Source organism: Duganella sp. AC917, assembly GCF_979258245.1.
The window spans coordinates 523,045-546,501 of record NZ_OZ409848.1; the positions used below are offsets into that span (position 1 = coordinate 523,045).

Below are 23,457 nucleotides of genomic sequence, written 5' to 3' on the forward strand. Positions count from 1 at the left end.
TCAGAACAGAGGTATCAAGTGCCACAAATCGTATTCCTGCCCCACGCAAAACTGTGCCCGGACGGCGCCGTCGTCGAAGCCGAAGTCGGCAAAACCCTGTGCGACATCATGCTGGAAAATGATATCCACATCGAGCACGCGTGCGAGAAGTCCTGCGCCTGCACCACCTGCCACGTGCTGGTGCGCGAGGGCTTCAACTCCCTGAGCGAAGCCAGCGAAACCGAGGAAGACCTGCTGGACAAGGCCTGGGGCCTGGAAGCGGTGTCGCGCCTGTCGTGCCAGGCCGTCGTGGCCGAGGAAGACCTGGTCGTCGAAATCCCGAAATACACCATCAATCACGCCAGCGAAGGCGGGCACTGATATGAAGTGGACCGACATCACCGCGATCGCGGAAGCGCTCTACGATAAGCATCCGGACATCGATCCGCTGACTATCCGCTTCACCGATCTGCACAACTGGATCGTTCAACTCGAAGAGTTCGACGACGACCACACGCGCGGTGGTGAGAAGGTCCTTGAAGCGGTACAGCAGGCGTGGATCGATGAAGCCCAATAATAAGAATAAGCCAGCGAAGGCCGCACCCGTGAAAATCGGTGCCACCGTCACCGGCGCCGACAACATGCCGGAAATCCGCGAAGGCCAGACCGTCGCGCTGCTGCAGGAACTGCACATCCTGACCCGCGACGGCAAGATGAACCAGGACAGCCGCCGCAAGCTCAAACAGGTCTACCACCTGTACCAGTTCATCGAGCCGCTGTTGAAGGAAGTGCTGGCCGAGAAGGGCAACGTATCGCTGGTCGATCACGGCGCCGGCAAGTCCTACCTCGGTTTCATCATCTACGACCTGTTCTTCAAGGCGCTGCATGGCACCCCTGGTGAGGGCTCGCATATCTACGGTATCGAAACCCGCGAGGAGCTGGTGACGCGATCGCAGGAGCTGGCCAAGCAGTTCAACTTCCCGGGCATGTCGTTCCTGCCGCTGTCGGTGGCCGAATCGACCGAGTCCAAGCTGCTGCCGGACCAGATCGACATCGTCACCGCGCTCCACGCCTGTAACACCGCTACCGACGACGCCATCCAGTTCGCGTTGAAGAAAAAGGCCAAGTACATGGTGCTGGTGCCTTGCTGCCAGGCGGAAGTCGCATCGGTACTCAAGAAGAACAAGGGCCAGTCGCTGGGCAAGTCGGCGCTCACCGAGATCTGGCGCCACCCGATCCACACGCGCGAATTCGGCAGCCAGATCACCAACGTGCTGCGCTGCCTTCAGCTCGAGGCGCACGGCTACCAGGTCAACGTGACCGAGTTGGTGGGCTGGGAGCACTCGATGAAGAATGAGCTGATCATCGCCACCTACAAAGACCTGCCGCGCCAACGGCCGTCGGAGCGGTTGCGGGAGGTGCTTGAAACGGTCGGCTTGCAAGAAATGGGCAACCGCTTCTTCACCGAACAACTAGAACAACAGTAAATAACGAAAGGGTGACGGAACGATGAGCGATCTGAAAGAAAATTGGTTGGATCTTCGCAGCGACACCGTCACCCGCCCCAGCGCGGCGATGCGTGCGGCGATGAACGCGGCCGACGTCGGCGACGACGTCTACGGCGACGACCCCACCGTCAACCGCCTGCAGGAATATGCCGCCGATTTGTTCGGCTACGAGGCGGCGCTGTTTGCGCCGTCCGGCACGCAGAGCAATCTGCTGGCATTGCTGGCACACTGCGGTCGCGGCGACGAGTATCTGGTCGGGCAGGAAGCCCACACCTACAAATATGAAGGTGGCGGCGCGGCGGTACTGGGCAGTATCCAGCCGCAGCCCATCATCAACCAGGCCGACGGCAGCCTGGCGCTGGCCGACATCGCCGCCTACATCAAGCCGGACGACTTCCACTTCGCCCGCACCAAGCTGCTGGCGCTGGAGAACACCATCGGCGGCCGCGTGCTGCCGCTCGACTACCTGAAGCAGGCGACCATACTGGCGCATGAACGCGGCCTGGCCACGCACATGGACGGCGCGCGCATCTGCAACGCTGCGGTCAAGCTGGGTGTGAGCCCGCGCGCGGCGGTGGCGGGCTTCGATTCGGTCTCGGTGTGTTTGTCCAAGGGACTGGGCGCGCCGGTCGGCTCCATCCTGTGCGGCAGCAAACCGCTGATCAAGGAAGCCACGCGCTGGCGCAAGATGCTTGGCGGCGGCATGCGCCAGGCCGGCATGATCGCCGCCGGCGGCTTGTACGCGCTGGAACACAACATCGCCCGCCTGGCGGAGGACCATGACAACGCCGCCTACTTTGCGAGCGAATTGTCGAAGCTGAAAGGCATCCAGGTCAGCGCGCCGCAGACCAACATCTTCTACGTCGATGTGCCGGCCGATGCCTGCCGTGCATTGAACGACGTACTGCAACTGACCCGCATCCGCGTGTCGATGTCGCCGCGCCTGCGCATCGTCACGCACATGGATGCGTCGCGCGACGATATCGATCGCGCCATTACCGTTTTTGGGGATTTTTTCGGATGACCGACAGCACCACAGATAACAGCCTTCGCCTGGCCAAACGCCTGGCCGAGATACTTCCATGCTCGCGCCGCGAGGCCGAGCTCTATATCGAAGGCGGTTACGTCAAGGTCGACGGCGTGTTGGTGGAGGAGGCCGGCGCGCGCGTGACGCTCGAACAGAAGATCGAACTGGCGCCCGACGCGACCTTGCTGGAAATCGTGCCGGTGACGATTTTGCTGCACAAGCCCGTCGGCGCCAACGGCGGCGTGGGCAAGGACGGTTCGCCGGCCGCGCATTTGCTTAACGCCGAGTCGCTGACCCGCTCCGCGCCGGGCCAGCGCTTCCTCAAGCGCCACCTGGTCAACCTGACGTTGACTACGCCGCTCGAGACCAAGGCCAGCGGCTTGCTGGTGTTCACGCAGGATTTCCGCGTCAGCCGCAAGCTGGTCGACGAGCAGGCCAAGATCGAGCAGGAGATCATCGTCGAAGTCACCGGCAACATCATGGAAAACGGCCTGGCGCTGCTCAATCACGGCCTGCCGTTCAACGGCAAGCCGCTGGCGCCGAACAAGGTGAGCTGGCAGAACGAGAACCGCCTGCGCTTCGCGGTGAAAAATCCCAAGCCGGGCCAGATTGAACACGTGTGCAAACTGGTCGGCCTGAGTGTGGTGTCGATGAAGCGCATCCGCGTCGGCCGCATCGCCATGTCCAGCTTGCCGCTGGGCGAGTGGCGCTACCTGCAGGACCACGAGCGCTTTTGATCAGGCTCCGTGCGGGGCCGGCTGATGGTGGCCGGTAGTGTCTGGACGCGGCTGTGCGCGCCGCTCGGCGCTTCCACGCGCCGGGCCGGCTTCGGGTTGCCCGTTGAATTCTTCGAGATCGTCCAGTTCGGCGTTGATCGGCCGCCGTATCATCAGGTTCTCCACAATGATGATCGCGGCTGCAGGAATCACCAGCAACAGTCCAAGGATGATGCAGGGCGCACCGATGAATTTGAGCCAGTCGAGCTTGAAGACGGCGTTCAGGCCGCTGCATACCAGCGCCGCCAGCAGCAGCATGGCGGCCACTGTGCCGATGTTCGCCGAGTGCATCATGTAAAACACGCGCTTCCGGTAAATCTTGATTTCCTCCTTGACGATCTCACGCCGCTTTCCTTCCAGTCCGGTGCGGTATGAATCGACCAGCTCGCGGTAGCGCGTGTAGGCCGCCGAGTAGCGCTGCTGTAGCAGTTGCAGGAACAACCAGGCGGCAAACGCCAGCGCGGCCGATGGTCCGACCGCCTCCATTACTTCCTTTAGTTCAAAGTCCACCATGTCACCTCAATGTCGCAATTGTTGTGGGTCAATGCGTGTGACAGGCCGTTCTTCCCGCCGCACGCGCGTTTGAACATTAAAACGCAGCGTGGGGGAGGTGACTATAGGACGGGCTCGTAGCGCCATGTCAGCTCGCTCCCACTGGGAGCGAGCTTGCGCAGACGGCTGCGCTATTTGCTACGCTTACGGCTGGTTTGCGGCGGTGTTCGCCAGGATGAAGGCATAGGTATCGGCCGCCTCGGCATCCTGCTGGGCACGGGTCGAGCCCATGCCGTGGCCGGCGTCGAAGTCGACACGCAGCAGTACCGGCTTGCCGCTGGCGGTGGCCGTTTGCAGCCGCGCCGCCATCTTGGCCGGATGGAACGGCGCCACGCGCGGATCGGTCACGCCGGTCGTCAGCAGCACCGCCGGATACTTGGTGCCGTCGACCACCTGTTGATAGCTGTCGATGCTTTTGATCGCCTTGAAGCCTGCCGGGTCCGAGATCGCGCCCCATTCAGGCTCCTCGGCGTAACCGTTCTGCTCGGCCACGTAGCGCAGCGGGTTGTGCCAGCCCACGCCGGAGACCACGGCCGCGAACAGGTCCGGACGCTCTTCCATCGCGCGGCCCATCGGGATGCCGCCGGCCGAACGGCCGCCGATGGCAAGGTGCGCCGGCGCCGTGTATTGATTGGCCACCAGGTCTTCGCTGACGGCGATCAGGTCGCGCCAGGTGTTCGGTTTGTTTTCCAGCTTGCCGGCGCGATGCCATTCGCGGCCGAATTCGCCGCCGCCGCGCACGTTGGCGTAACCGATGACGGCGCCCTGGTCGGCCAGCGCCAGCGCGCGGCTGGCGAACGATGGCGTATAGGCGGCCGCGCCGTAGCTGCCGTAGGCGGAGATGAAGGCGGGATTCTTGCCGTCCAGCTTCAAGCCTTTTTTGTAGATCAGGCTATACGGAATCTGCGTGCCGTCCTTGGCCTTGGCGAAGCGGCGCTCGGTGGTGTAACCGCTGGTGTCGATGGCCGGTTTGGGCGTGATGCCGGTATCGGCCACTTTGCCGTCGGCGCCCACGCTCCAGATGCCGGCCGGTTCGAGCCAGCCCGACAGGATGGACAGCGCGCCTGGCGAGTCCGCGTCGGCTTCGATCGAGCGCAGCGTGCCGTCGAAGGGCAGGGCGATGTCGACAACCTTGCCATCGTCGCCCAGGCGTTGCAGCTTGCTGATGCCGCCGTCCATCGCACGGATGTAGAGGCCGTCCTTGGCGCGCGCCGTACCCTGCAACACCAGCGCCGATTCCGGCACCACTTCGGCGGCCTTCTCCAGCGACGGCGACTTGGCCGAGGTCTTCAGCAGGCGTCCGCGCGGATGGCCTTTGGTCGACAGCAGATACAGGTCGTCGCCATGCAGATCGATGCCGGTGATTTCATCCTCGAAACCGGCCACCGGCTGCCACTTGGCCTTGCCTTTGATGACGTCGGCCAGCGGCGCGCTGAACACGCGCTGCTCCGGCCGCACGTCCGCCAGGATCAGCAGCGCGGTGGACGAATGCGCCGCCGTGCCCACGTATGGAGACTGGATTTTTTCATACTTCACCGACGGATCGAGATCGCGCTTCATGATAATGGGATCGCGTTCCGGCTTGCCGCCCAGCTTGTGGAAGCGCACCTGCGAATTTAGATAGCGTTCCGGCGTGTTGACCTTGCCGGTGAGCTGGTTGTAGAAGAAGCCGGAGCTGTCGTCGAGCCAGTTGGGATTGGCGCCCTGCGTGTCGGCGATGCGCTCCTTGAGGATGGCGCCGGTGCGCACGTCCATGATCTGCAGCACGGAATCCTCGCTGCCGTCCTTCGACACGCCGTAGACCAGTTTGCTGCCGTCGGGCGATGGCTGCCACCAGTCCAGCGAGTAGTGGCTGGTCTTGGTGTCGAGCTTGGTCGGATCGACCAGCACGCGCTCCTTGCCGTTCATGCCGTCGCGCACGAACAGCTTGAAATTGTTGGCGCCGGCCGGACGCTGCTGGTAGAAGATGCGGCTGCCGGCCTTTTGCACGCGCGCCGGCGCCGCCACGTCACCGGACAATTGCTCGATGCGCTTCAACAGCACGTCGCGCTTGGGCAGCGCGTCGAGCACGCCGCGCGCGTGCGCGTTCTGCTGTTTCAGGAAAGGCAACCAGTCGGGGTCCTTGTCGTTCTCCATCCAGCGGTAGCGGTCGACGATGGCTTCGCCGAAGTAGGTGTCCGTGACGGGCACGACCTTGGCGACGGGAGCGGGTGGAACGGGCTTTTGCGCCAGGGCGGCGGTAGCGGTCAGGGCAAGGGCGGCCCCGTACATCAGGCGGACTAACTTGGTCATCTTATCTCCTAGTGGCGGAATCCTCATTCTGCCACAGAAGATTGCGAAAATTATACCGCCGGCGCGGTCTTCTTTTTCTTTTCCGGCGCCGGCAACTGCACCAGCCGCGTGCCGCTCAGTTTGTCGTGCAGGAACTGACGGTCCTTGTCGAGGAAGGCGGTGAGCGACCACAGCAGAACGCCGGCCCCGACCGCGCCGAGCGCCTGCCAGCGGTGCAGGTCCAGCGCCAGGCTGACGACGAGCGCCGGCAGCACCCACATCCAGCTCAGCAAATAACGCACGGCGGCGGTTTTGGGCGACACGTGCGCGTGGCCGGAACGGACCAGCTTGAGCCGCCAGGTTTTCATCGCCAGCGTCTGGCCGTCGCGGCTCCACTGGTGGATGAAGTACAGGCCAAGCACGACAAACGCCAGCACCTGGCGCATGTGTTCGATCAGCGGCGTGTGCCTGGCGCCGGTGATCATTTCAAATATCAGGAAGGGAAGGAACAGCACCGCGAACCCCAACAGGCATTCGTACACCATCGACACCAAGCGGCGCTTGATGGTCGGTCGTGTCACGGCCGGCAGGTTTGGCGCAGCGCTATTTTGCATTGTCGGCGGCCGGCGCCGGCGGCGCGGTCACTGGTGCGGTGGGGGCGGTTGGCGCGGCGGCGGGCGCCGGAGCCGCTGCTGGAGCAGCAGCTGCGGGCGCGGAGATCACCGGCGCGATGTTCGAGGCGTTCGGCAGCGGGCCGCCGGTGGCCGGATCGATCCACGGCGGATGCGCCGTTGCGGCGGGCGCGGCGGTGCCGGCAGTCGTACCGGTGGTCGGCGCGCCCGGCTTGATCGGCGCCGGCATCTTCATCTTGCTTTGGGACGGCGTCGGCAGGTTGGCCACCTGCTTTTTGCTCGGCGACTTGGCCGCCAGGGCCTTCTTCTGCTCGTCGGACAGCTGCTGGTACGATTCCCACTGGGTCGATTTCAGAGACGGGTCGAGTTTTTGCGCGCGCGCGAAGTTCTGCCGCACCTGGCGCCGTTCTTCGGGGGTCATTTTGACCCATTCGCGCATGCGTTCCTGCACCCGGACTTGCTCGTCCGGCTTCATCGACGCGTAGCGCTTGCCGATGCCCAGCCATTTTTGTTTGCGGATGGGTTCCATCGTGTCCCACTCGCCGGCCAGCGGCTCGAGCGCCTGCTGTTGCGCCGGCGTCAGGTCTTTCCACAGGGTTTTTTCAGGCGGCACCTCGCCAGCGCTCGCGGTCGTGGGCAGGGAGGCGAGCACGGGCGCGCCGGACTGGTTGCCCATCCAGATCGCGCCGGCCGCTGCTACCGCTACCAGCGCCGCCGCAGCGGCGCCCCATTTTGCCCGACCGCTTAATGCCATACTTATTGCTCGCTCTGGGTCAGGTAGGCGTTAAAGCCATGGTCCAGGTAGGCGGACAGCGGCAATTCATCGGACAAGACGGCAGCATCGAGTTCGGCCAGATCGGCGATGCGCTGCTGTTGCTCGTATTGGTAGATGCCGGTCAGGCCGGCGACCAGCACCAGCATCGGCACGGCCACGCCCATGCGGCCCAGCCAGCCGAAGCCGCCGGACAGGAAGCCGCCGGCGGTGGCCATCTCCGTTTTGGCCACGCGCACGCTCATCGGCACCTCGACATGCGCCTTCTTGCGCGCCAGCGCCATCTGTCGCGCCTGCGCCAGACGGTCCGTGGTGGACGCTGGCAAATCGTCGAGCCGCTCGTTGAGCGCGTGCCGCACCTTGTAGGCGAAGTTCAGTTCATCGGTATTCATAGTTTAATTCCCTTGGCTTTGAGCGACTCGGCGAGAGTGTGTGTTGCGCGCGAGCAATGCGTCTTCACGCTCCCTTCGGAACATCCCATTGCTTCGGCTGTTTCAGCCACGTCCATATCCTGCCAATAACGCATAAGGAACGCTTCTCGTTGACGCGCCGGAAGCTTTTGTACCTCCGCATCGATCAGGGCCAGCATTTGCTGGCGTTCGACCTTGTCGGCGCTCGATTCGGAGGCCTCGGTGCCGTCCTCGGCCGCGTACGATTCCAGTATATCAAAGTCGTCGCCGCCTTCTCCGGACGGCGCCATGTTCGAAAACAGGCTGACCCACGTGTTGCGGACCTTTTCGCGGCGGAAGTAATCGAGGATGGTGGTCTGCAGGATGCGCTGGAACAGCATCGGCAGCTCGGCGGCCGGCTTGTCGCCGTATTTCTCGGCGAGCTTGATCATCGCGTCCTGCACGATGTCCAGGGCCGATTCGTCCTTGCGTACCGCGTAGACGGCTTGTTTGAAGGCGCGCCGCTCGACGTTTTCGAGAAAGTCGGATAATTCTTTGTCTGTGGCCATGCGTTGGGTGATGTGCTGCCGGGTCACCGGCGATAGGCGCAATTGCTGCTGATTGTTGTTAATGTTGCTAGCTGGCGACGATTTGCGAACTGAGCGCATGCTAGCAAAAATTGGCATGGCTTGCACCGTTTTACGTCAAAACACCGGATTTTTGCACCTGTAACGGGCTTTTTACCGGTCATTGTCCAATTATTCCTTGCCGAAACGGGTGCCCAAGGTGTACCGTATGGGACGCTTTGAACACCCCGAAGCTGTATGGTCTTGTCGTAGCAGGCACACAACGCCGCCATCGACACGACGCGCTTTCATATGTAGGCAGTTTGCTCTAACCCGTGCCACAAGCGCGAGAGGTACGCACAACCGCTACAGAAGGATCCGGCAGAACGATATTTGCGTTGAGCGCAGCTTTGCACGTCACTACGGTTGGCGGAAGAGGCTTGTGTGACCGCATGACAAAGGGAAGCTGGGCAAAGCTGTAGGGGCAGGCATACTTCGCGAGGGAAGAGCATCCGATCAATCTCCAATGGACCTTGAAAGGAATGTTTCATGAACACCGAAGCATCGTCACAACAATCTGGTGGCCAAAACGGTCAACTCACCGGCGCGGAAATACTCGTGCGCTGCCTGGCGGAAGAGGGCGTGGAACACGTCTTCGGCTATCCCGGCGGAGCCGTGCTGTATATCTACGACGCCATCTTCAAGCAAGACAAATTCCAACACGTGCTGGTGCGTCACGAGCAGGCCGCGGTCCACGCCGCCGACGCGTACTCGCGCAGTTCGAACAAGGTTGGCGTCGCGCTGGTCACGTCCGGTCCGGGTGTCACCAATGCCGTCACCGGCCTTTCCACCGCTTACATGGATTCCATTCCCATGGTCGTGATCTCGGGCCAGGTGCCTAGCCACGCCATCGGCCAGGATGCCTTCCAGGAATGCGACACGGTCGGCATCACCCGCCCCGTGGTCAAGCACAATTTCCTCGTCAAAGACGTCAAGGATTTGGCGGAAACCGTCAAGAAAGCCTTCTTCATCGCCCGCACCGGCCGTCCAGGCCCCGTGCTGGTCGACATCCCGAAGGACATCTCGATGCACAAGACGACGTACTCGTACCCGAAAGAGGTCGAGATGCGTTCGTACAAACCGGTCGACAAGGGCCACTCGGGCCAGATCCGCAAGGCGGTCCAGCTGCTGTTGCAAGCCGAACGTCCGATGATCTACACCGGCGGCGGCGTGATCCTGGCCAATGCCTCGCCCGAGCTGAACAAGCTGGTCGACAAGCTCGGCTTCCCGGTCACCAACACCCTGATGGGCCTGGGCGCCTACAAGGCCTCGAGCGAGCATTTCGTCGGCATGCCCGGCATGCACGGCACTTACGAAGCGAACATGGCGATGCAGCACTGCGACGTCCTGATCGCCATCGGCGCCCGCTTCGACGACCGCGTGATCGGCAACCCGAAGCACTTCGCCTCGCACCCGCGCAAGATCATCCACGTGGACATCGATCCATCGTCGATCTCCAAGCGCGTCAAGGTCGACATCCCGATCGTCGGCAACGTCAAGGACGTGCTGATCGAGTTCCTGGCCCAGCTGGACGCGACCGACGCCAGGCCGAACGCGCCGGCCGTCAAGGACTGGTGGAAGCAGATCAACGAATGGCGCGGCAAAGACTGCCTGAAGTTCGCCTCGTCGGACCTGGTCATCAAGCCGCAATCGGTAGTGCAGAAGGTCTGGGAAGTGACCAAGGGCGACGCCTTCATCACCTCCGACGTCGGCCAGCACCAGATGTGGGCCGCCCAGTACTATCCGTTCGACAAACCTAAGCGCTGGATCAACTCCGGCGGCCTGGGCACGATGGGCGTGGGCCTGCCGTACGCCATGGGCGTGCAGATGGCCAACCCGGACGCCACCGTCGCCTGCATCACCGGCGAAGGCTCGATCCAGATGTGCATCCAGGAGCTCGCCACCTGCAAGCAATACCATCTGACGCCGAAGATCATCATGTTGAACAACCGCTTCCTGGGCATGGTGCGCCAGTGGCAGCAGATCGACTATGGTTCGCGCTATTCCGAGTCCTACATGGACTCGCTGCCGAACTTCGAGAAGCTGGCCGAGGCCTACGGCCACGTCGGCATGCGCATCGAGAAACCGGGCGACGTCGACGGCGCGCTGCGCGACGCCTTTGGCATGAAGGACAAGCTGGTGTTCATGAACTTCATCACCGATCAGTCGGAAAACGTCTGGCCGATGGTGAAAGCGGGCAAGGGCCTCTCTGAAATGCTGCTGGGTTCGGAGGACTTATAACATGCGACACATTATCTCTGTATTGCTGGAAAACGAAGCCGGCGCGCTGTCCCGCGTCGTCGGGCTGTTCTCGGCGCGCGGCTACAACATCGAAACGTTGACCGTGGCCCCGACCGAAGATCCGACCCTGTCGCGCATGACCATCGTCACCAGCGGCTCGGACGACATCATCGAGCAGATCACCAAGCACCTGAACCGCCTGATCGAGGTGGTGAAAGTGGTGGACCTGACCGAGGGTCAGCACATCGAACGCGAGCTCATGCTCATCAAGGTGCGCGCGGTCGGCAAGGAACGGGAAGAGATGAAACGGACGGCGGACATCTTCCGCGGCCGCATCATCGACGTCACCGAGAAAACCTACACGATCGAACTGACCGGCGCCAAGAGCAAGCTCGACGCGTTCATCGACTCGATCGATCGCGCCTCCATCCTGGAGACGGTACGTACCGGCGGTTCCGGCATCGGACGCGGCGAACGCATCCTCAAAGTTTAAGTTTGTACGGCTCCAAAACGTACGCTGTTACCTCATTTAAAAAATACTAAGGAATTATCATGAAAGTTTTCTACGACAAAGACGCCGACATCTCCCTGATCAAGGGCAAAAACGTCGCCATCATCGGCTACGGCTCGCAGGGTCACGCGCACGCACAGAATCTGAGCGATTCGGGCGTCAACGTCACCGTCGGCCTGCGTAAGGGCGGCGCCTCGTGGAACAAGGTCGAGAAAGCCGGCCTGAAGGTCGCTGAAGTGAACGACGCTATCAAGGCCGCCGACGTCATCATGATCTTGCTGCCGGACGAGAACATTGCCCAGGTCTACAACGAAAACGTCGCGCCGAACGCCAAGCAGGGCGCGGTGCTGGCCTTCGCCCACGGCTTCAACGTGCACTACGGCCAAGTCGTGCCACGCGCCGACCTGGACGTGATCATGGTCGCACCGAAGGCCCCTGGCCACACCGTGCGCGCCACCTACACCCAGGGTGGCGGCGTGCCGCACCTGGTCGCCGTGTACCAGGACAAGTCCGGCATCGCCCGTGACATCGCGCTGTCTTACGCGTCGGCCAACGGCGGCGGCCGCGCCGGCATCATCGAGACCAACTTCCGCGAAGAAACCGAAACCGACCTGTTCGGCGAACAGGCCGTGCTGTGCGGCGGCGCCGTCGAGCTGATCAAAGCCGGTTTCGAAACGCTGACCGAAGCTGGTTATGCACCGGAAATGGCGTACTTCGAGTGCCTGCACGAGCTGAAGCTGATCGTCGACCTGATCTATGAAGGCGGCATCGCCAACATGAACTACTCGATCTCGAACAACGCCGAATACGGCGAGTACGTGACCGGTCCTAAGGTTGTAACGTCGGCCACCAAGGACGCGATGCGTCAGTGCCTGAAAGACATCCAGACCGGCGAGTACGCCAAGTCCTTCATCCTGGAAAACAAGGCCGGCGCACCGACCTTGATCTCGCGTCGTCGCCTGACCGCCGAGCATCCGATCGAAGAAGTCGGCGCCAAGCTGCGCGCCATGATGCCTTGGATCGCCAAGAACAAGATGGTCGACCAATCGAAGAACTAAGCTTTATCTTCGTGACAAAAGCCGGCGCAAGCCGGCTTTTTTGCGTTGACGGCAGCATTGGTGAGAATGTGCGTATTTTCCGGAGTTTCATACGAGTATGATTGTCCGACTATAAACTTTGTCGGCCAACTATGAAACGTCCCACCTCCGTCTCCATCATCGCCTGGTTCCTGATCGCGACCGCGCTCATTTCCGTTGTCACCAGTTACACCAGCCTCGACAATCCAGTCGCGCAAGAGCTGATGGCCAAGAACCTGTTGCCGTTATCCGTACAGTACGTGATGTTGTACGTCGGCCTGGCAATCTCCGTGGCGTCGGGCGTGGCGATGTTGAAGGGGTGGGCGTGGGGACGCACGCTGTACATCGCGTGGAGCGTGCTGGGCCTGGTGATCGGCCTGGCGACGTCGCCGCTGAAGCTGATGCTGATACCGGGCGCGCTCATCGTCGCGATCATTGCCTTCTTCCTGTATCGCCCGAAAGCCAACGCCTTCTTCTCGCAACAGCAAGCGGCCATCAATGCTTAAGGTATTGAGTATCGTTTTTCACGTCATCGCCGGGTTCCTGTTCAGCGTCGTCAGCGTGATGGCTTTTTTCAGCGGGCTGCCCGGAGTTGCAAAAGTCCTCATACTGGCCGGGACGTCGCTGCCCGGGCTGATTGCACTGGGTATAGGACTGGCGTTCACCCGCTTTCGTCACTGGAAGCGCGACGCCGGCGTGGTGCTGCTCTCCACCTCGGCTTGCAATGTTGTGATGATCGTGACGATCGCGTGCATGCTGATGAGCGACGAGTTCCTCAACATGTTTCCAGAAAGCGCATCGATGCCGGTGAATGACTACTTCACCGGCTTTATCGTCATGGTCGTGCTGGCGCTGGTGGGATGGTTGCTGTTCAAGAGCGGGGAGGCCGCCCGGCAGGACTTAGCCATCACGTAGGCCAGGTGACAAGCAGGCGCATCGGGAAGAGCTGGCCAGAGCCGGCTTGGCTTTCCTCATACTGATGATGCGACGATGTGGACAGCGTTGAAGAGCACCAGAATATTGTAGAAGCTGAGGGGTCAGCTTCAAGCGAGGTCGGCGCGCATAAGAACGATTCAGCCGACCGACCGATGAACGTTGTAGGCGACTACAACAGCGATCCAGAACACAAAGCCGATGAATGCGGCGGTTTCGCCGCTGATCACCACCTGGCCGTCTTCGCGCCACCACAATTTAAATGTTGTGAGGTATCTGCGCGCGTTCCACTTGTCGACGCGCGCCCTGCCCAATGACAGGGCCGGAATGATTACCCGTCCGGTGCCGTAGCAAATTACCTCCAGCAGTATGCGCACCACCACCTGACCGGCAAAATCCAGCGCCATGGCGACCTACTTTCGCATGATCGCCCTGAAGCGGGCGCGTTGACCGGCATTCAACAGGCGATAGGGGATCGGTATCGATGTGTCTGCCAGACGCAGCAAATAGCCGGTGGAGTAGGGACGAACTTCGCGCACCTCCCGCCAGCTCCAGACCGACGTGCCTTCAACGCCTGTCAGCCGAATCTGCTGCTCGTCAATGTCAATCGCGCTCGCCGGCGCATGGCGCGCGCGCAGGTAATACCAAAGCGTGCCTGTGAGCTTGTCCGTCAAGCGCATCCTGTTTCTCTTCGATTGGGCGCTCGCCCATCGAAAATCCAGATACTCACGCAACCGAAGCGCTACATTGATGCGGATTGGCGCGTCGCCCCCGTCCGTTGTCTCAGAGCGCTGCCGTAACTCGGGCATGGCCACGTCCTCATGCTCGATCATGATGGTTGTCGTATCGGGTGGCGGCAGTTTTTTCTGCTCGGCCATCTGCATGGCGACCGCTCTGGTGATGAAGGGCTTGGGGTGGCTAAACCACATAGTTCAGTTCCTCTCTTAGCCTGGCTTGAGCTGCTTGGCGTCGGCGGCACGGCGTTGACCTAGCAACACCGCTCCGACCAGTCCCAGCACGATCAGCACGACGGCGATCAGCTCCGCCTGCGTGGCGCGCACGCCAAGAAAATCCAGCACCGGATTGACGCGGATCTGTTCGATCAGCAAGCGCTCGGCGCCGGCCAGGATCAGGTACACCGAAAACAGCCAGCCGGTGCGGAACGGATGCCGGCGCAACGCCCACAGCACCAGGAAGCATACCGCCGCCATCGCCGTCTCATAGATCGGCGCCGGGTAGACACCGGGTGCGGCGATCAACTCGCCGAAGATGTTGTTGTCGTAGGTTTGCGCCCAAAACCACGTCGGCAACCAGTCGGGCTTCAACGCCATGTTGGCCACCGTTCCCCAGTCGCCATCGCCCGACACTTGGCAGCCGATGCGTCCGATCGCATAGCCGATCATCATGGCCGGCGCGGCCGCGTCGAGCAGCGGGCGCACCGGCAGGCGCCAGCGCCGCACGCACGCCATGCCGGCGATGGTTCCGACGATCAGTCCGCCGAAAATACTCAACCCCGAGCGCGTGAAGATCATGCTCATCGGATCGGCTATGAACTGGCCCGTATGCTCCAGAATATGAAACAGCCGCGCGCCGACCACGCCCGCGATCATCACCACCACCATGAAGTCGCCAACCACTTGCTGCGGCGGCACTTCGGCGCCGTCCACCCAGGCGCCACGGATCTTGCGGGCCGCGTACAGACGGCTCAGTTCGGCGTGAAAGCACGCTCCCGCCACCACTGCGCCGAGCGCGACGAAAAGTCCAAAGGTGGCCAATGGCAGAGGAACGTCGTAGCCGGTCCAGTCCCTGACCACGTCGCTTAGAAATGGATATGACATGTCGGTCCCTGAAGTCTTTCGGCGCGTGAAAACATCATGTCTGACTCTTCTTCATGGCTGCGGTTAATCATTGCCGGACACTGGGCCATGGTTCTCGGTCCAGTCGTCCAGCGCGCCGGTCGCCGTCAGAACAACGATGGCGTCGGCAATCCGGTTCGGACCAGCCGCCAATAGTTGTTCGGTCGGCTCGCCCAACATGGCGCGCATGACTGCCGGCATGACTGCTATGTCGATGAAATGTTCGGCAGTCGCGATAGCGGCGTCGATGCGGGAAGGATCGCGCAGGGCAATCGCTGTCGCCACCCGGCGCACACCCGGCTGCCAGACGAGCTGGTTGGCTCGCAGGCCACCTTGGGAAAAGCGCGGCAATTCCGCCACGACCAGCCGCAATAACGCGACAGCATCCGGATGCAGCGCATCGGCCAGCACGCGCAGTCCCACCGCCGTCAAGCGTTCGCGCAGCGGCTTTTCGGCTGCGACGTCGTCCTGCGCGAACGAGCGCGCCAGCATGGCGTCGACCACCGCCGAAAACAGCGCCTGTTTATTGGCGTAGCGCGCATAAATGCTGGCTTTGCCTGCGCGTGCGTCCAGCGCGACCTGATCGCAACTGGTTCCCTCGTAGCCCCGTTCCAGGAACAATTTTGTCGCGGCAGCCAGCAGGCGCGCTTCGACATCGCTCTCGCGGCCAGCCGGCGGTCGACCGCCGCGCCCGCGCTTTTGTTCTGGTTTTTGTTCTACTTCCGACTCCACACCCGTCCTCTTCAACATGAATCAATGTACAAATTTGAAAGAAAGCTGTTAAACTAGACTTGCCAGTTCAGTTTATTTATTTACCAGCTTGCGCCGGTTGCCAGCGTAGCACAACTAGGAAACCTCATGTCCACAGCCATCCACCCGTTTCATTTGTCGATCCCCGACGTCGAGCTCGACGACCTTGGCCGGCGCCTCGCCGGCACCCGCTGGCCGGACGCCGAAACTGTTGCAGACAACAGCCAGGGGCCGCGTCTGGCCAAGCTGCAGGCGCTGGTCGAGCGTTGGCAAAACGGCTATGACTGGCGCCGCTGTGAAGCGTTGTTGAACGGCTTCGGCCAGTACCGTACCGAGATCGATGGCTTGAACATCCACTTTCTCCACGTGCGCTCGCCGGAACCGAATGCCGTACCGCTGTTGCTGACGCACGGCTGGCCCGGTTCGGTGCTGGAGTTCCGCGATGTGATCGGTCCGTTGACCGATCCGGTGGCGCACGGCGGGCAGGCAAGTGATGCGTTTCATCTCGTGATCCCGTCGCTGCCGGGGTTCGGCTTTTCGGACAAGCCAACCGCCACCGGCTGGGATATCAATCGCATCGCCGACGCCTGGACCGAATTGATGCGGCGCCTCGGCTACGACCGCTGGGCCGCGCAGGGCGGCGACTGGGGCGCGGCCATCACCACGACGTTAGGCTACAAGGCGCCCCCGGGGCTGGTTGGCGTTCATCTGAACATGGTGATGTTCCAGCCCACCGAACAGGAACGGGCGGAAGCGACGCCGGCCGAGCAGCGCATGCTCGACGACGCCCAGCGCTACGACCAGCAATACTCGGGCTACTTCAAGCTGCAGAGTACGCGGCCGCAGTCGGTGGGCTTCGGCCTGGCCGATTCGCCGGTCGGACTTGCCGCCTGGATCTATGCGCTGTTCCAGGATGTCTCCGACAGCGACGGCAACGCCGAGCAAGTACTCGACCTCGATGAGATGATCGACGACATCATGATGTATTGGCTACCGAACACGGGCGCGAGCTCGGCGCGGCTGTATTGGGAAAACATGCAGGCCATGCAGCGTGGTGGCATGCCCAACGCGCCCATGCAGACGCCGGCGGCGATCAGCATGTTCCCCGGCGAGCAGTTGCGTTTGTCGCGGCGTTGGGCGGAAAGGCGATTTGCCAATCTCGTCCATTTCCACGAGCTGGAACAAGGCGGACATTTCGCGGCGATGGAGCAGCCGGCGCATTTTGTGAACGAAGTGCGTGCGGCCTTCAAATTTGCTCGCTAGATAAATAGCATTCGATCCCGCGCGCCGAACCGGCACAACGCGGGATCAGGCTTTCCGGCCATGGTTCCAGTGATTTTGGGAAATGTTACAAACACTCACCATGTCTTACAGGTCTCCCGGTTAAATTCAGGTAGAGTTCGGCTTGTCGTAATCTCAACTTTGGAGTCCGCAATGACCGTAATGAAAAATCTCGCCGCAGCCGCCGCCGTTTCCTTCGCACTTGCCGCGCACGCCGCGCCGGCCGACGCGCTGCCGACCACCGGCACGCTGGTCGTGGTCCCGGCCTTTGGCGAAGTCAAACACGTCAATGATCAGGTCGTTGCTACCTTGGCGGTCGAAGAGCAGGACAAGGACAAAGCCGCCGCCGCCTCGCGCGTGAACCAGAAGATGAAGCAGGGCGTCGACCTCGTCAAGGCCGCCGATCCGCAAGCCAAGCTCAAGACGCAGGGCTATTACACCTATCCGGTCTATCCGGAGGACCGTCCGCTGCCGAACGGCCAGATGCCGAAGCAGCGCCTGCCAACCGCCTGGCGCGTGGGCCAGTATCTGGAAGTGACCACCACCAGCCTCGACAAGCTGCCGAAAACCGTGGCCGCCGCCCAAAAGGTGCTGACGCTGAACGGCCTGCAGTTCGGCCTGACGCCGGAAACCACCAAAAAGCTCGACGACGAGCGCATCGCCGCGACCTATAAAAACCTCAACGAGCGCATCAACTCGATCGCCAACGCCATGGGCCGCAAGGTCGGCGACGCCGTGCTCGATACGGTCGACTTCGAAGGTTCGGGCAATTACGCGCAGGAGCGCGCCCAGGCGCCGGCGCCGATGATGATGCGCGCCAAGATGGCTGACAGCGCCGAGATCGCCGAGCCGAGCTTCGAGCCGGGTGAAACCACCCTGCAGATGCATCTGGTCGGCAAAGTGCGCTTCAAATAAGCAAACTTGTGCAGAATAGGGGGATGGGGCGCCATCCCCCTTTTTTATTGTCGGCTCCTCTATAATGATGGCGCAGCAAGACCACATAATGAGAATGGAACCCTATGCCGAACTTTCCCCGCCGCCGCGCTAAAAACGTCGCCGCTCAAGCCAAACTGCCCAAGACGTCGCGCTTCAGCCGGTTTGCGCGCCGCGCCAGGGGAGAGGGCCTCGACCGGCCGCGTCACCGGGGGATTTACCTGCTGCCGAACGCCTTCACCACCGCCGCGCTGTTCTGCGGCTTCTACGCCATCGTCATGGCGATGAACCAGAAATTCGAACACTCGGCCTGGGCGATCTTCATCGCCATGGTGCTCGACGGCCTGGACGGCCGCGTGGCCCGCCTGACCAATACCCAAAGCGAATTCGGCGCCCAGTACGACAGCCTGTCGGACATGGTCTCCTTCGGCGCCGCGCCGGCGCTGGTGATGTACGAATGGTCGCTGCGCGGGCTCGGCAAGCTGGGCTGGATCGCCGCCTTCGTCTACTGCGCCGGCGCCGCGCTGCGCCTGGCACGCTTCAACACCAATATCGAGGTGGTCGACAAGCGCTTCTTCCAGGGTCTGCCGTCGCCGTCGGCCGCCGCGCTGTTGGCCGGCTTCATCCTGCTGATGGTCGACCAGGAAGTCTCCGGCCTGGAGTTGCGCTGGATCTCGTGGGGCATCGCCATCTTTGCCGGCCTGTCGATGGTGACCAATGTGCCGTTCTACAGCTTCAAGGACATCAACTTCCGCAAATCGGTGCCGTTCATCGCCGTGTTCCTGATCGCCCTGGTGTTCGCGCTGGTGTCGATCGATCCGCCGAAAGTGCTGTTCCCGATCTTTATCGCGTATGGCCTGTCCGGTTACGCGGTGCTGGTGTGGCGGCTTGCCAAGGGCAAGCCGGTGAGCCTGATCCAGACCGAGATCGACAGCGACGACCCGAGCGAACGTCGCTAAACGGGGTCTCAACACACGGGCGGTAGGCCCTGAGCATTTTCAAGCAACGCAGCCACAGCAACGGAGCTACTATGAACAACTCATCCAACCGCCTGATCATCTTCGACACCACCTTGCGCGACGGCGAGCAATCGCCCGGAGCGTCGATGACCAAGGATGAAAAGGTCCGCATCGCCAAGCAGCTCGAGCGCTTGCGGGTCGATGTCATCGAAGCCGGTTTCGCCGCCGCCTCGCAAGGCGACTTCGAATCGATCAAGGCGATCGCCTCGGTGGTGCGCGAATCGACCATCTGCTCGCTCTCGCGCGCCAACGACCGCGATATCGCCCGCGCCGCGGAGGCGCTGGCCCCGGCCGAGCGCAAACGCATCCACACCTTTATCGCCACCTCCAAATTGCACATGGAGATGAAGCTGCGCATGCTGCCGGAGCAGGTGCTGGAGCAGGCCCGCAACGCGGTGCGCTTCGCCCGTCATCACACCGACGATATCGAATTCAGCCCGGAGGACGGCAGTCGCTCGGACGAGGATTTCCTGTGCCGCGTGCTGGAAGGCGTGATCGCCGAAGGCGCCACCACGATCAACTTCCCGGACACCGTCGGCTATGCGGTGCCGGAGATCTTCGGCGAAACCATCCGGCGCCTGCGCGAACGCATTCCCAACTCCGACAAGGCCGTGTGGTCGGTCCACTGCCACAACGACCTTGGGCTGGCGGTGGCCAATTCGCTGGCCGGCGTGATGATCGGCGGCGCGCGCCAGATCGAGTGCACCATCAACGGCCTCGGTGAACGCGCCGGCAATACCGCGCTGGAGGAGGTGGTGATGGCGCTGCGCACGCGCGGCGGCTACTACAACCTGGAAGTGGGCATCGACACCACGCAGATCGTGGCGGCGTCGAAGCTGGTGTCGCAGATCACCGGCTTCGCCGTGCAGCCCAACAAGGCCGTGGTGGGCGCCAACGCGTTCGCGCACGCCTCCGGCATCCACCAGGACGGCATGCTCAAATCGCGCGAGACCTACGAGATCATGCGCGCCGAGGATGTCGGCTGGGCCGCCACCAAGATCGTGCTGGGCAAGCTGTCCGGCCGCAACGCCTTCAAGCAGCGCTTGCAGGAGCTGGGCATCGACCTGGAATCGGAGGCCGAAGTCAACGCCGCCTTCATTCGCTTCAAGGAGCTGGCCGACCGCAAGTCCGACATCTTCGACGAGGACATCCTGGCACTGGTCTCGGACGAACAGCAGTCGCAGGAGAGCGAGTTCTATCGCTTCGCGTCGCTGTCGCAACAATCGAACACCGGAGAGACGCCCAACGCCAGGGTTGTGTTCTTCATCGACGGCGAAGAGCACACCTCGGAGGGCAAGGGCGACGGCCCGGTCGACGCCACCGTCAACGCCATCGAATCGGAAGTGGGCAGCGGCGCCGAACTGGTGCTGTTCTCGGTCAACGCCATCAGCACCGGCACCCAGTCGCAGGGCGAGGTGACGATGCGGCTGTCGAAGGAGGGCCGCATCGTCAACGGCGTCGGCGCCGATCCGGACATCATCGTCGCCTCGGCCAAGGCATACCTGTCGGCGCTGAACAAGCTGCACTCGAAGATCGAGCGGGTGAACCCGCAACCCTGACGACGTCGCCTTCTTGCTGACCAGGCTCCCCTCGCGGGGAGCTTTTTTTTGCCCCGGTTTTAGTTAGTTCCGGAAAGCACTTTAATATGGTTGATGTGTTAACACTACACAATTACGGAATAGCAAACGGAATAGTGGAATAGTCGAGCTTGTTGTAGTAATCTTTGATCTCCACAACAAATTGGCCAGGTTAGTCGAGTCGGCCGAAATCCAGAGGAAGCAAATGACCAACACCAACAAGTTTTTGCTGTCGTCGATCATGCTGGCCATCCAGACCTTGGCCGCGCAGGCCCACGCACAGCAAAGCGCCACCGTAGAGCCGGCGGCGTCACAACAAGAGTCGCAACCCCAGCCACAATCCCAGCCCCAGACGCAGACCCAGCCGCAACCACCAAACGCGCAGGAAGCCGCCGTCAAATCGGAAGTCCAGCAGGTGGTGGTCACCGGCGTGGCCGGCGGCGGCGCCAAGCGCAAGCTCGACACGGCCTTCTCGATCACCACCGCCACCGAGGAACAGATCAAGCAGGCCAACACCACCGGCACCGCCGACCTGCTCAAGATCGTTCCTGGCATCTACGTCGAATCGACCGCCGGCGCGTCCGGCGCCAACGTGCAGATTCGCGGCTTCCCGTCGTCCGGGTCTATGCCTTACATCACGATGTCGGTCAACGGGGCGCCGATCTTCCCCAAGGCTTCGCTGCTGACCAATGACGGCCTGTTCCGCCGCGACGACACCATCGAGCGCGTCGAAGTCTTGCGTGGGGGCCCCAGCCCGCTGTTGTCGAACGGGCAGTTCGGCGCCACGATGGACTGGATCCTGAAAACCGGCGGCGACGAGCCCGAGGGCAGCATCCGCGCCACGGTCGGCACCGGCCAGACCCGCCGGGCCGATTTCTACTACGGCGGCAAGATCGCCGACGGTTGGAACGGCACGCTGGGCGGCTACTACCAGACCAGCCACGGCGTGCGCGACTCCGGCTTCCCGGCCGTCGTCGGCGGCCAGGTCAGCGCCACGTTGACCCGCAAGTTGCAGGACGGCAGCCTGACCGTGTACGTGCGCAGCACCGACGAGAACGACTCCGCCTTTACCGGCGTGCCGGTCTACCAGGACCCGGTGACGCATAAAATCAGCCCGTATCCGGGCTTCGATCCGCTCACCGCCACCTTCCAGAGCAACCTGATCCGCCAGATCGCGCCGCCGGGCGGCATGACCGACGACCTCGAACGCGGGCGCGGCCTGAAAGCAACCCTGGTCGGCTTCGACTTCAACCAGAAGGTCAACGGCTGGGCCCTCAGCGACAAGGCCAGCTATCTGGACGCCAACTCGCCGATCATCGCGGTGGTGGCCGGCAACGTGCCGGTGACCATGGGCGACTTCATCCGCAGCCAGATCGCCGCCACCAACGCCAAGCCGACGGTGGTGGCGGCCGCCGGCGGCAAGCTGGCCACGTCCGGCCTGGCGACCTATGTCGACAGCGGCCTGGCGGTCGACCCGAACCAGCAGGTGATCCAGAACTCGATGCAGATCGGTAACCACGATTTCCACTCGTTCTCGAATCAGTTCCAGGCCACCAAGGAGGTCGTTGCCGGCCACACCTTGACCGCCGGCGTCTACTTCTCCAGTTTTTCCAACTTCAACCGCTACAACAGCGGCAACCTGTTCCTGCAGGAAGTGGCCCACCAGGGCCGCCCGATCAACCTCACGCTCGACAACGGCGCGGTGTTGAGCAGCAACGGATACTTCAGCGGCCCGGGGCAGCTGATCACGGTCAACGGCAGCTCCGACGTGGTCGCCGGCTTCGTCCACGACGAGTGGGCCATCAACGACAAGGCCACCGTCAACTTTGGCGCGCGCCTCGAGCACACCAATCTCGACGCCGCGATCAAGACGGCCGGCATCACCACGCTCGGCACCAACGCGCTCAACGTCTACAACGCCGGCATGCGCGATTTCTCGGCCGTGACCACCTCCACCAAGTCGTACAACGACACCTTCAACGTGCGGGCATTCCAGTTCGGCGGGATGTACAAGTTGGGGCGTGACATGAGCGTGTTCGCCAACGAGAGCTATGGCGGCGCCACGCCGGACTCGGCGCAACTGCGCGGTACCGATCCGGCCTCACCGCCACCGGTCACCCACGTGCGCCAGTTCGAGGTCGGCTTCAAGACCGCCACTCCGTACTACAGCGCCTACGTCACCTTGTTCAAGAACGACTTCGCCAATTACTTCCTGAGCCAGACCACGGTCAACGGCGTGGTCGGCAACACGACTGGCAACACCAAAGCGCGCGGCATCGAGTACGAACTGGCGCTGCGCCCGTTCCGCAACTTCCAGCTGGCAATGACCGGCAACGTGCAAAAGTCGGAGTATTACAACTACGACCCGGTCGCCTATCCCGGCATCAGCGGCAACACGCTGATCCGCCAGCCGAAGAGCCAGTTCCGTGTCACGCCGAGCTATAACATCCCGTTCGAGGACGCCTCGCTGCGCCTGTACGGCACCTATACGCAGGTTGGCTCGCGCTTCTCGGACCAGCAAAACCTGCAAGTGCTGCCGAGTTACCACACGGTGGACGCGGGGGTGATCCTGACGGTGGGCAGCAAGCTCGAGTTCCGTCTGACTGGCAACAATCTGGCCAACGAGCTGGGTCTGACCGAAGGTAACGTCCACGGCACCAATGGCGACAACGTCGTGATCGGACGTCCGCTGTTCGGTCGCCAATGGCAGTTCTCGGCGATGTACCGCTTCTGACGGCGGCGAGCAGG

General features: G+C 62.3%; 25 protein-coding genes. 15 read left to right on the top strand and 10 right to left on the bottom strand.

The features are described from left to right. Positions 1-18: 18 nt before the first annotated feature. From fdx to ACZ0BA_RS02335, 5 genes are all read left to right on the top strand, one after another. Entirely contained in the window at positions 19-360 is a 342-nt protein-coding gene (fdx, locus tag ACZ0BA_RS02315; protein ID WP_090314518.1) for an ISC system 2Fe-2S type ferredoxin, read from the top strand. Position 361: 1 nt separating this feature from the next. After that, a complete protein-coding gene (gene iscX, locus ACZ0BA_RS02320; RefSeq protein ID WP_463449749.1) occupies positions 362-556 on the top strand; it encodes a Fe-S cluster assembly protein IscX in 195 nt (64 codons plus the stop codon). A gap of 64 nt (positions 557-620) precedes the next feature. Beyond that, positions 621-1,466: a class I SAM-dependent methyltransferase gene (locus ACZ0BA_RS02325; RefSeq protein ID WP_463454694.1), complete on the top strand. Its 846-nt coding sequence runs from the start codon at positions 621-623 to the stop codon at positions 1,464-1,466. 22 nt (positions 1,467-1,488) lie between these two features. Next, on the top strand, positions 1,489-2,511 hold the full coding sequence (gene ltaE, locus ACZ0BA_RS02330; RefSeq protein ID WP_463449750.1) for a low-specificity L-threonine aldolase: 1,023 nt from the start codon (positions 1,489-1,491) through the stop codon (positions 2,509-2,511). Beyond that, positions 2,508-3,251: an rRNA pseudouridine synthase gene (locus tag ACZ0BA_RS02335; RefSeq protein ID WP_463449751.1), complete on the top strand. Its 744-nt coding sequence runs from the start codon at positions 2,508-2,510 to the stop codon at positions 3,249-3,251. The genes ltaE and ACZ0BA_RS02335 overlap by 4 nt, the downstream gene beginning before the upstream one ends. On the opposite strand, the gene ACZ0BA_RS02340 is transcribed toward ACZ0BA_RS02335, so the two are convergent. The 6 genes from ACZ0BA_RS02340 to ACZ0BA_RS02365 all read right to left on the bottom strand — a co-directional run bounded on the left by ACZ0BA_RS02340 (position 3,252) and on the right by ACZ0BA_RS02365 (position 8,475). Beyond that, entirely contained in the window at positions 3,252-3,800 is a 549-nt protein-coding gene (locus ACZ0BA_RS02340; RefSeq protein WP_463449752.1) for a DUF2721 domain-containing protein, read from the bottom strand. It abuts the gene before it with no gap. A 186-nt stretch (positions 3,801-3,986) separates the two neighbouring features. Further along, the gene (locus ACZ0BA_RS02345; protein WP_463449753.1) at positions 3,987-6,134 is read right to left on the bottom strand and encodes a prolyl oligopeptidase family serine peptidase; all 2,148 of its coding nucleotides are present in this window, start codon (positions 6,132-6,134) and stop codon (positions 3,987-3,989) included. Positions 6,135-6,184: 50 nt separating this feature from the next. After that, a complete protein-coding gene (locus ACZ0BA_RS02350) occupies positions 6,185-6,727 on the bottom strand; it encodes an RDD family protein (RefSeq protein WP_463449754.1) in 543 nt (180 codons plus the stop codon). Continuing rightward, positions 6,717-7,499: a DUF3106 domain-containing protein gene (locus ACZ0BA_RS02355; RefSeq protein WP_463449755.1), complete on the bottom strand. Its 783-nt coding sequence runs from the start codon at positions 7,497-7,499 to the stop codon at positions 6,717-6,719. Before ACZ0BA_RS02355 ends, ACZ0BA_RS02350 begins: the two co-directional genes overlap by 11 nt. Positions 7,500-7,501: 2 nt before the next feature. Further along, positions 7,502-7,909, bottom strand: coding sequence for a DUF3619 family protein (locus ACZ0BA_RS02360; protein WP_463449756.1), 408 nt, complete (start codon positions 7,907-7,909; stop codon positions 7,502-7,504). Next, positions 7,906-8,475, bottom strand: coding sequence for an RNA polymerase sigma factor (locus ACZ0BA_RS02365; RefSeq protein WP_463454695.1), 570 nt, complete (start codon positions 8,473-8,475; stop codon positions 7,906-7,908). The genes ACZ0BA_RS02360 and ACZ0BA_RS02365 overlap by 4 nt, the downstream gene beginning before the upstream one ends. 546 nt (positions 8,476-9,021) lie before the next feature. Between ACZ0BA_RS02365 and ACZ0BA_RS02370 the strand changes: the two genes are divergently transcribed. The 5 genes from ACZ0BA_RS02370 to ACZ0BA_RS02390 all read left to right on the top strand — a co-directional run bounded on the left by ACZ0BA_RS02370 (position 9,022) and on the right by ACZ0BA_RS02390 (position 13,275). Then, positions 9,022-10,773: an acetolactate synthase 3 catalytic subunit gene (locus tag ACZ0BA_RS02370; RefSeq protein ID WP_463449757.1), complete on the top strand. Its 1,752-nt coding sequence runs from the start codon at positions 9,022-9,024 to the stop codon at positions 10,771-10,773. Position 10,774: 1 nt separating this feature from the next. Continuing rightward, on the top strand, positions 10,775-11,266 hold the full coding sequence (gene ilvN, locus ACZ0BA_RS02375; protein WP_090314507.1) for an acetolactate synthase small subunit: 492 nt from the start codon (positions 10,775-10,777) through the stop codon (positions 11,264-11,266). 59 nt (positions 11,267-11,325) lie between these two features. After that, positions 11,326-12,342 carry a ketol-acid reductoisomerase gene (gene ilvC / locus ACZ0BA_RS02380; RefSeq protein WP_090314506.1) on the top strand — a complete coding sequence of 339 codons (1,017 nt, stop codon included), beginning with the start codon at positions 11,326-11,328 and terminating at the stop codon, positions 12,340-12,342. A 131-nt stretch (positions 12,343-12,473) separates the two neighbouring features. Continuing rightward, positions 12,474-12,866 carry a hypothetical protein gene (locus ACZ0BA_RS02385; RefSeq protein WP_463449758.1) on the top strand — a complete coding sequence of 131 codons (393 nt, stop codon included), beginning with the start codon at positions 12,474-12,476 and terminating at the stop codon, positions 12,864-12,866. Then, a complete protein-coding gene (locus ACZ0BA_RS02390) occupies positions 12,859-13,275 on the top strand; it encodes a hypothetical protein (protein ID WP_463449759.1) in 417 nt (138 codons plus the stop codon). The genes ACZ0BA_RS02385 and ACZ0BA_RS02390 overlap by 8 nt, the downstream gene beginning before the upstream one ends. A gap of 158 nt (positions 13,276-13,433) precedes the next feature. Here the strand turns inward: ACZ0BA_RS02390 and ACZ0BA_RS02395 are convergent, their stop codons facing one another. The 4 genes from ACZ0BA_RS02395 to ACZ0BA_RS02410 form a co-directional block, all read right to left on the bottom strand. Then, positions 13,434-13,700 (bottom strand): hypothetical protein, encoded by a 267-nt coding sequence (locus ACZ0BA_RS02395; RefSeq protein ID WP_463449760.1) that lies wholly within the window; start codon positions 13,698-13,700, stop codon positions 13,434-13,436. A gap of 6 nt (positions 13,701-13,706) precedes the next feature. Then, positions 13,707-14,222, bottom strand: coding sequence for a YcxB family protein (locus ACZ0BA_RS02400; protein ID WP_463449761.1), 516 nt, complete (start codon positions 14,220-14,222; stop codon positions 13,707-13,709). A gap of 15 nt (positions 14,223-14,237) precedes the next feature. Then, positions 14,238-15,131, bottom strand: a complete 894-nt coding sequence (locus ACZ0BA_RS02405; protein ID WP_463449762.1) for a prolipoprotein diacylglyceryl transferase — start codon at positions 15,129-15,131, stop codon at positions 14,238-14,240. A gap of 63 nt (positions 15,132-15,194) precedes the next feature. Further along, a complete protein-coding gene (locus tag ACZ0BA_RS02410; protein ID WP_463449763.1) occupies positions 15,195-15,899 on the bottom strand; it encodes a TetR/AcrR family transcriptional regulator in 705 nt (234 codons plus the stop codon). A gap of 108 nt (positions 15,900-16,007) precedes the next feature. Here ACZ0BA_RS02410 and ACZ0BA_RS02415 point away from each other — a divergent pair, with 108 nt between their 5' ends. The 5 genes from ACZ0BA_RS02415 (at position 16,008) to ACZ0BA_RS02435 (ending at position 23,443) form a co-directional block, all read left to right on the top strand. Then, positions 16,008-17,162, top strand: a complete 1,155-nt coding sequence (locus ACZ0BA_RS02415; protein ID WP_463449764.1) for an epoxide hydrolase family protein — start codon at positions 16,008-16,010, stop codon at positions 17,160-17,162. A 171-nt stretch (positions 17,163-17,333) separates the two neighbouring features. After that, positions 17,334-18,095: an SIMPL domain-containing protein gene (locus tag ACZ0BA_RS02420; RefSeq protein WP_463449765.1), complete on the top strand. Its 762-nt coding sequence runs from the start codon at positions 17,334-17,336 to the stop codon at positions 18,093-18,095. A 104-nt stretch (positions 18,096-18,199) separates the two neighbouring features. Beyond that, positions 18,200-19,072 (top strand): CDP-diacylglycerol--serine O-phosphatidyltransferase, encoded by an 873-nt coding sequence (gene pssA, locus ACZ0BA_RS02425; RefSeq protein WP_463449766.1) that lies wholly within the window; start codon positions 18,200-18,202, stop codon positions 19,070-19,072. 71 nt (positions 19,073-19,143) lie between these two features. Further along, entirely contained in the window at positions 19,144-20,691 is a 1,548-nt protein-coding gene (locus tag ACZ0BA_RS02430; RefSeq protein ID WP_463449767.1) for a 2-isopropylmalate synthase, read from the top strand. A 223-nt stretch (positions 20,692-20,914) separates the two neighbouring features. Further along, a complete protein-coding gene (locus ACZ0BA_RS02435) occupies positions 20,915-23,443 on the top strand; it encodes a TonB-dependent receptor (RefSeq protein ID WP_463449768.1) in 2,529 nt (842 codons plus the stop codon). Positions 23,444-23,457 lie beyond the last annotated feature (14 nt).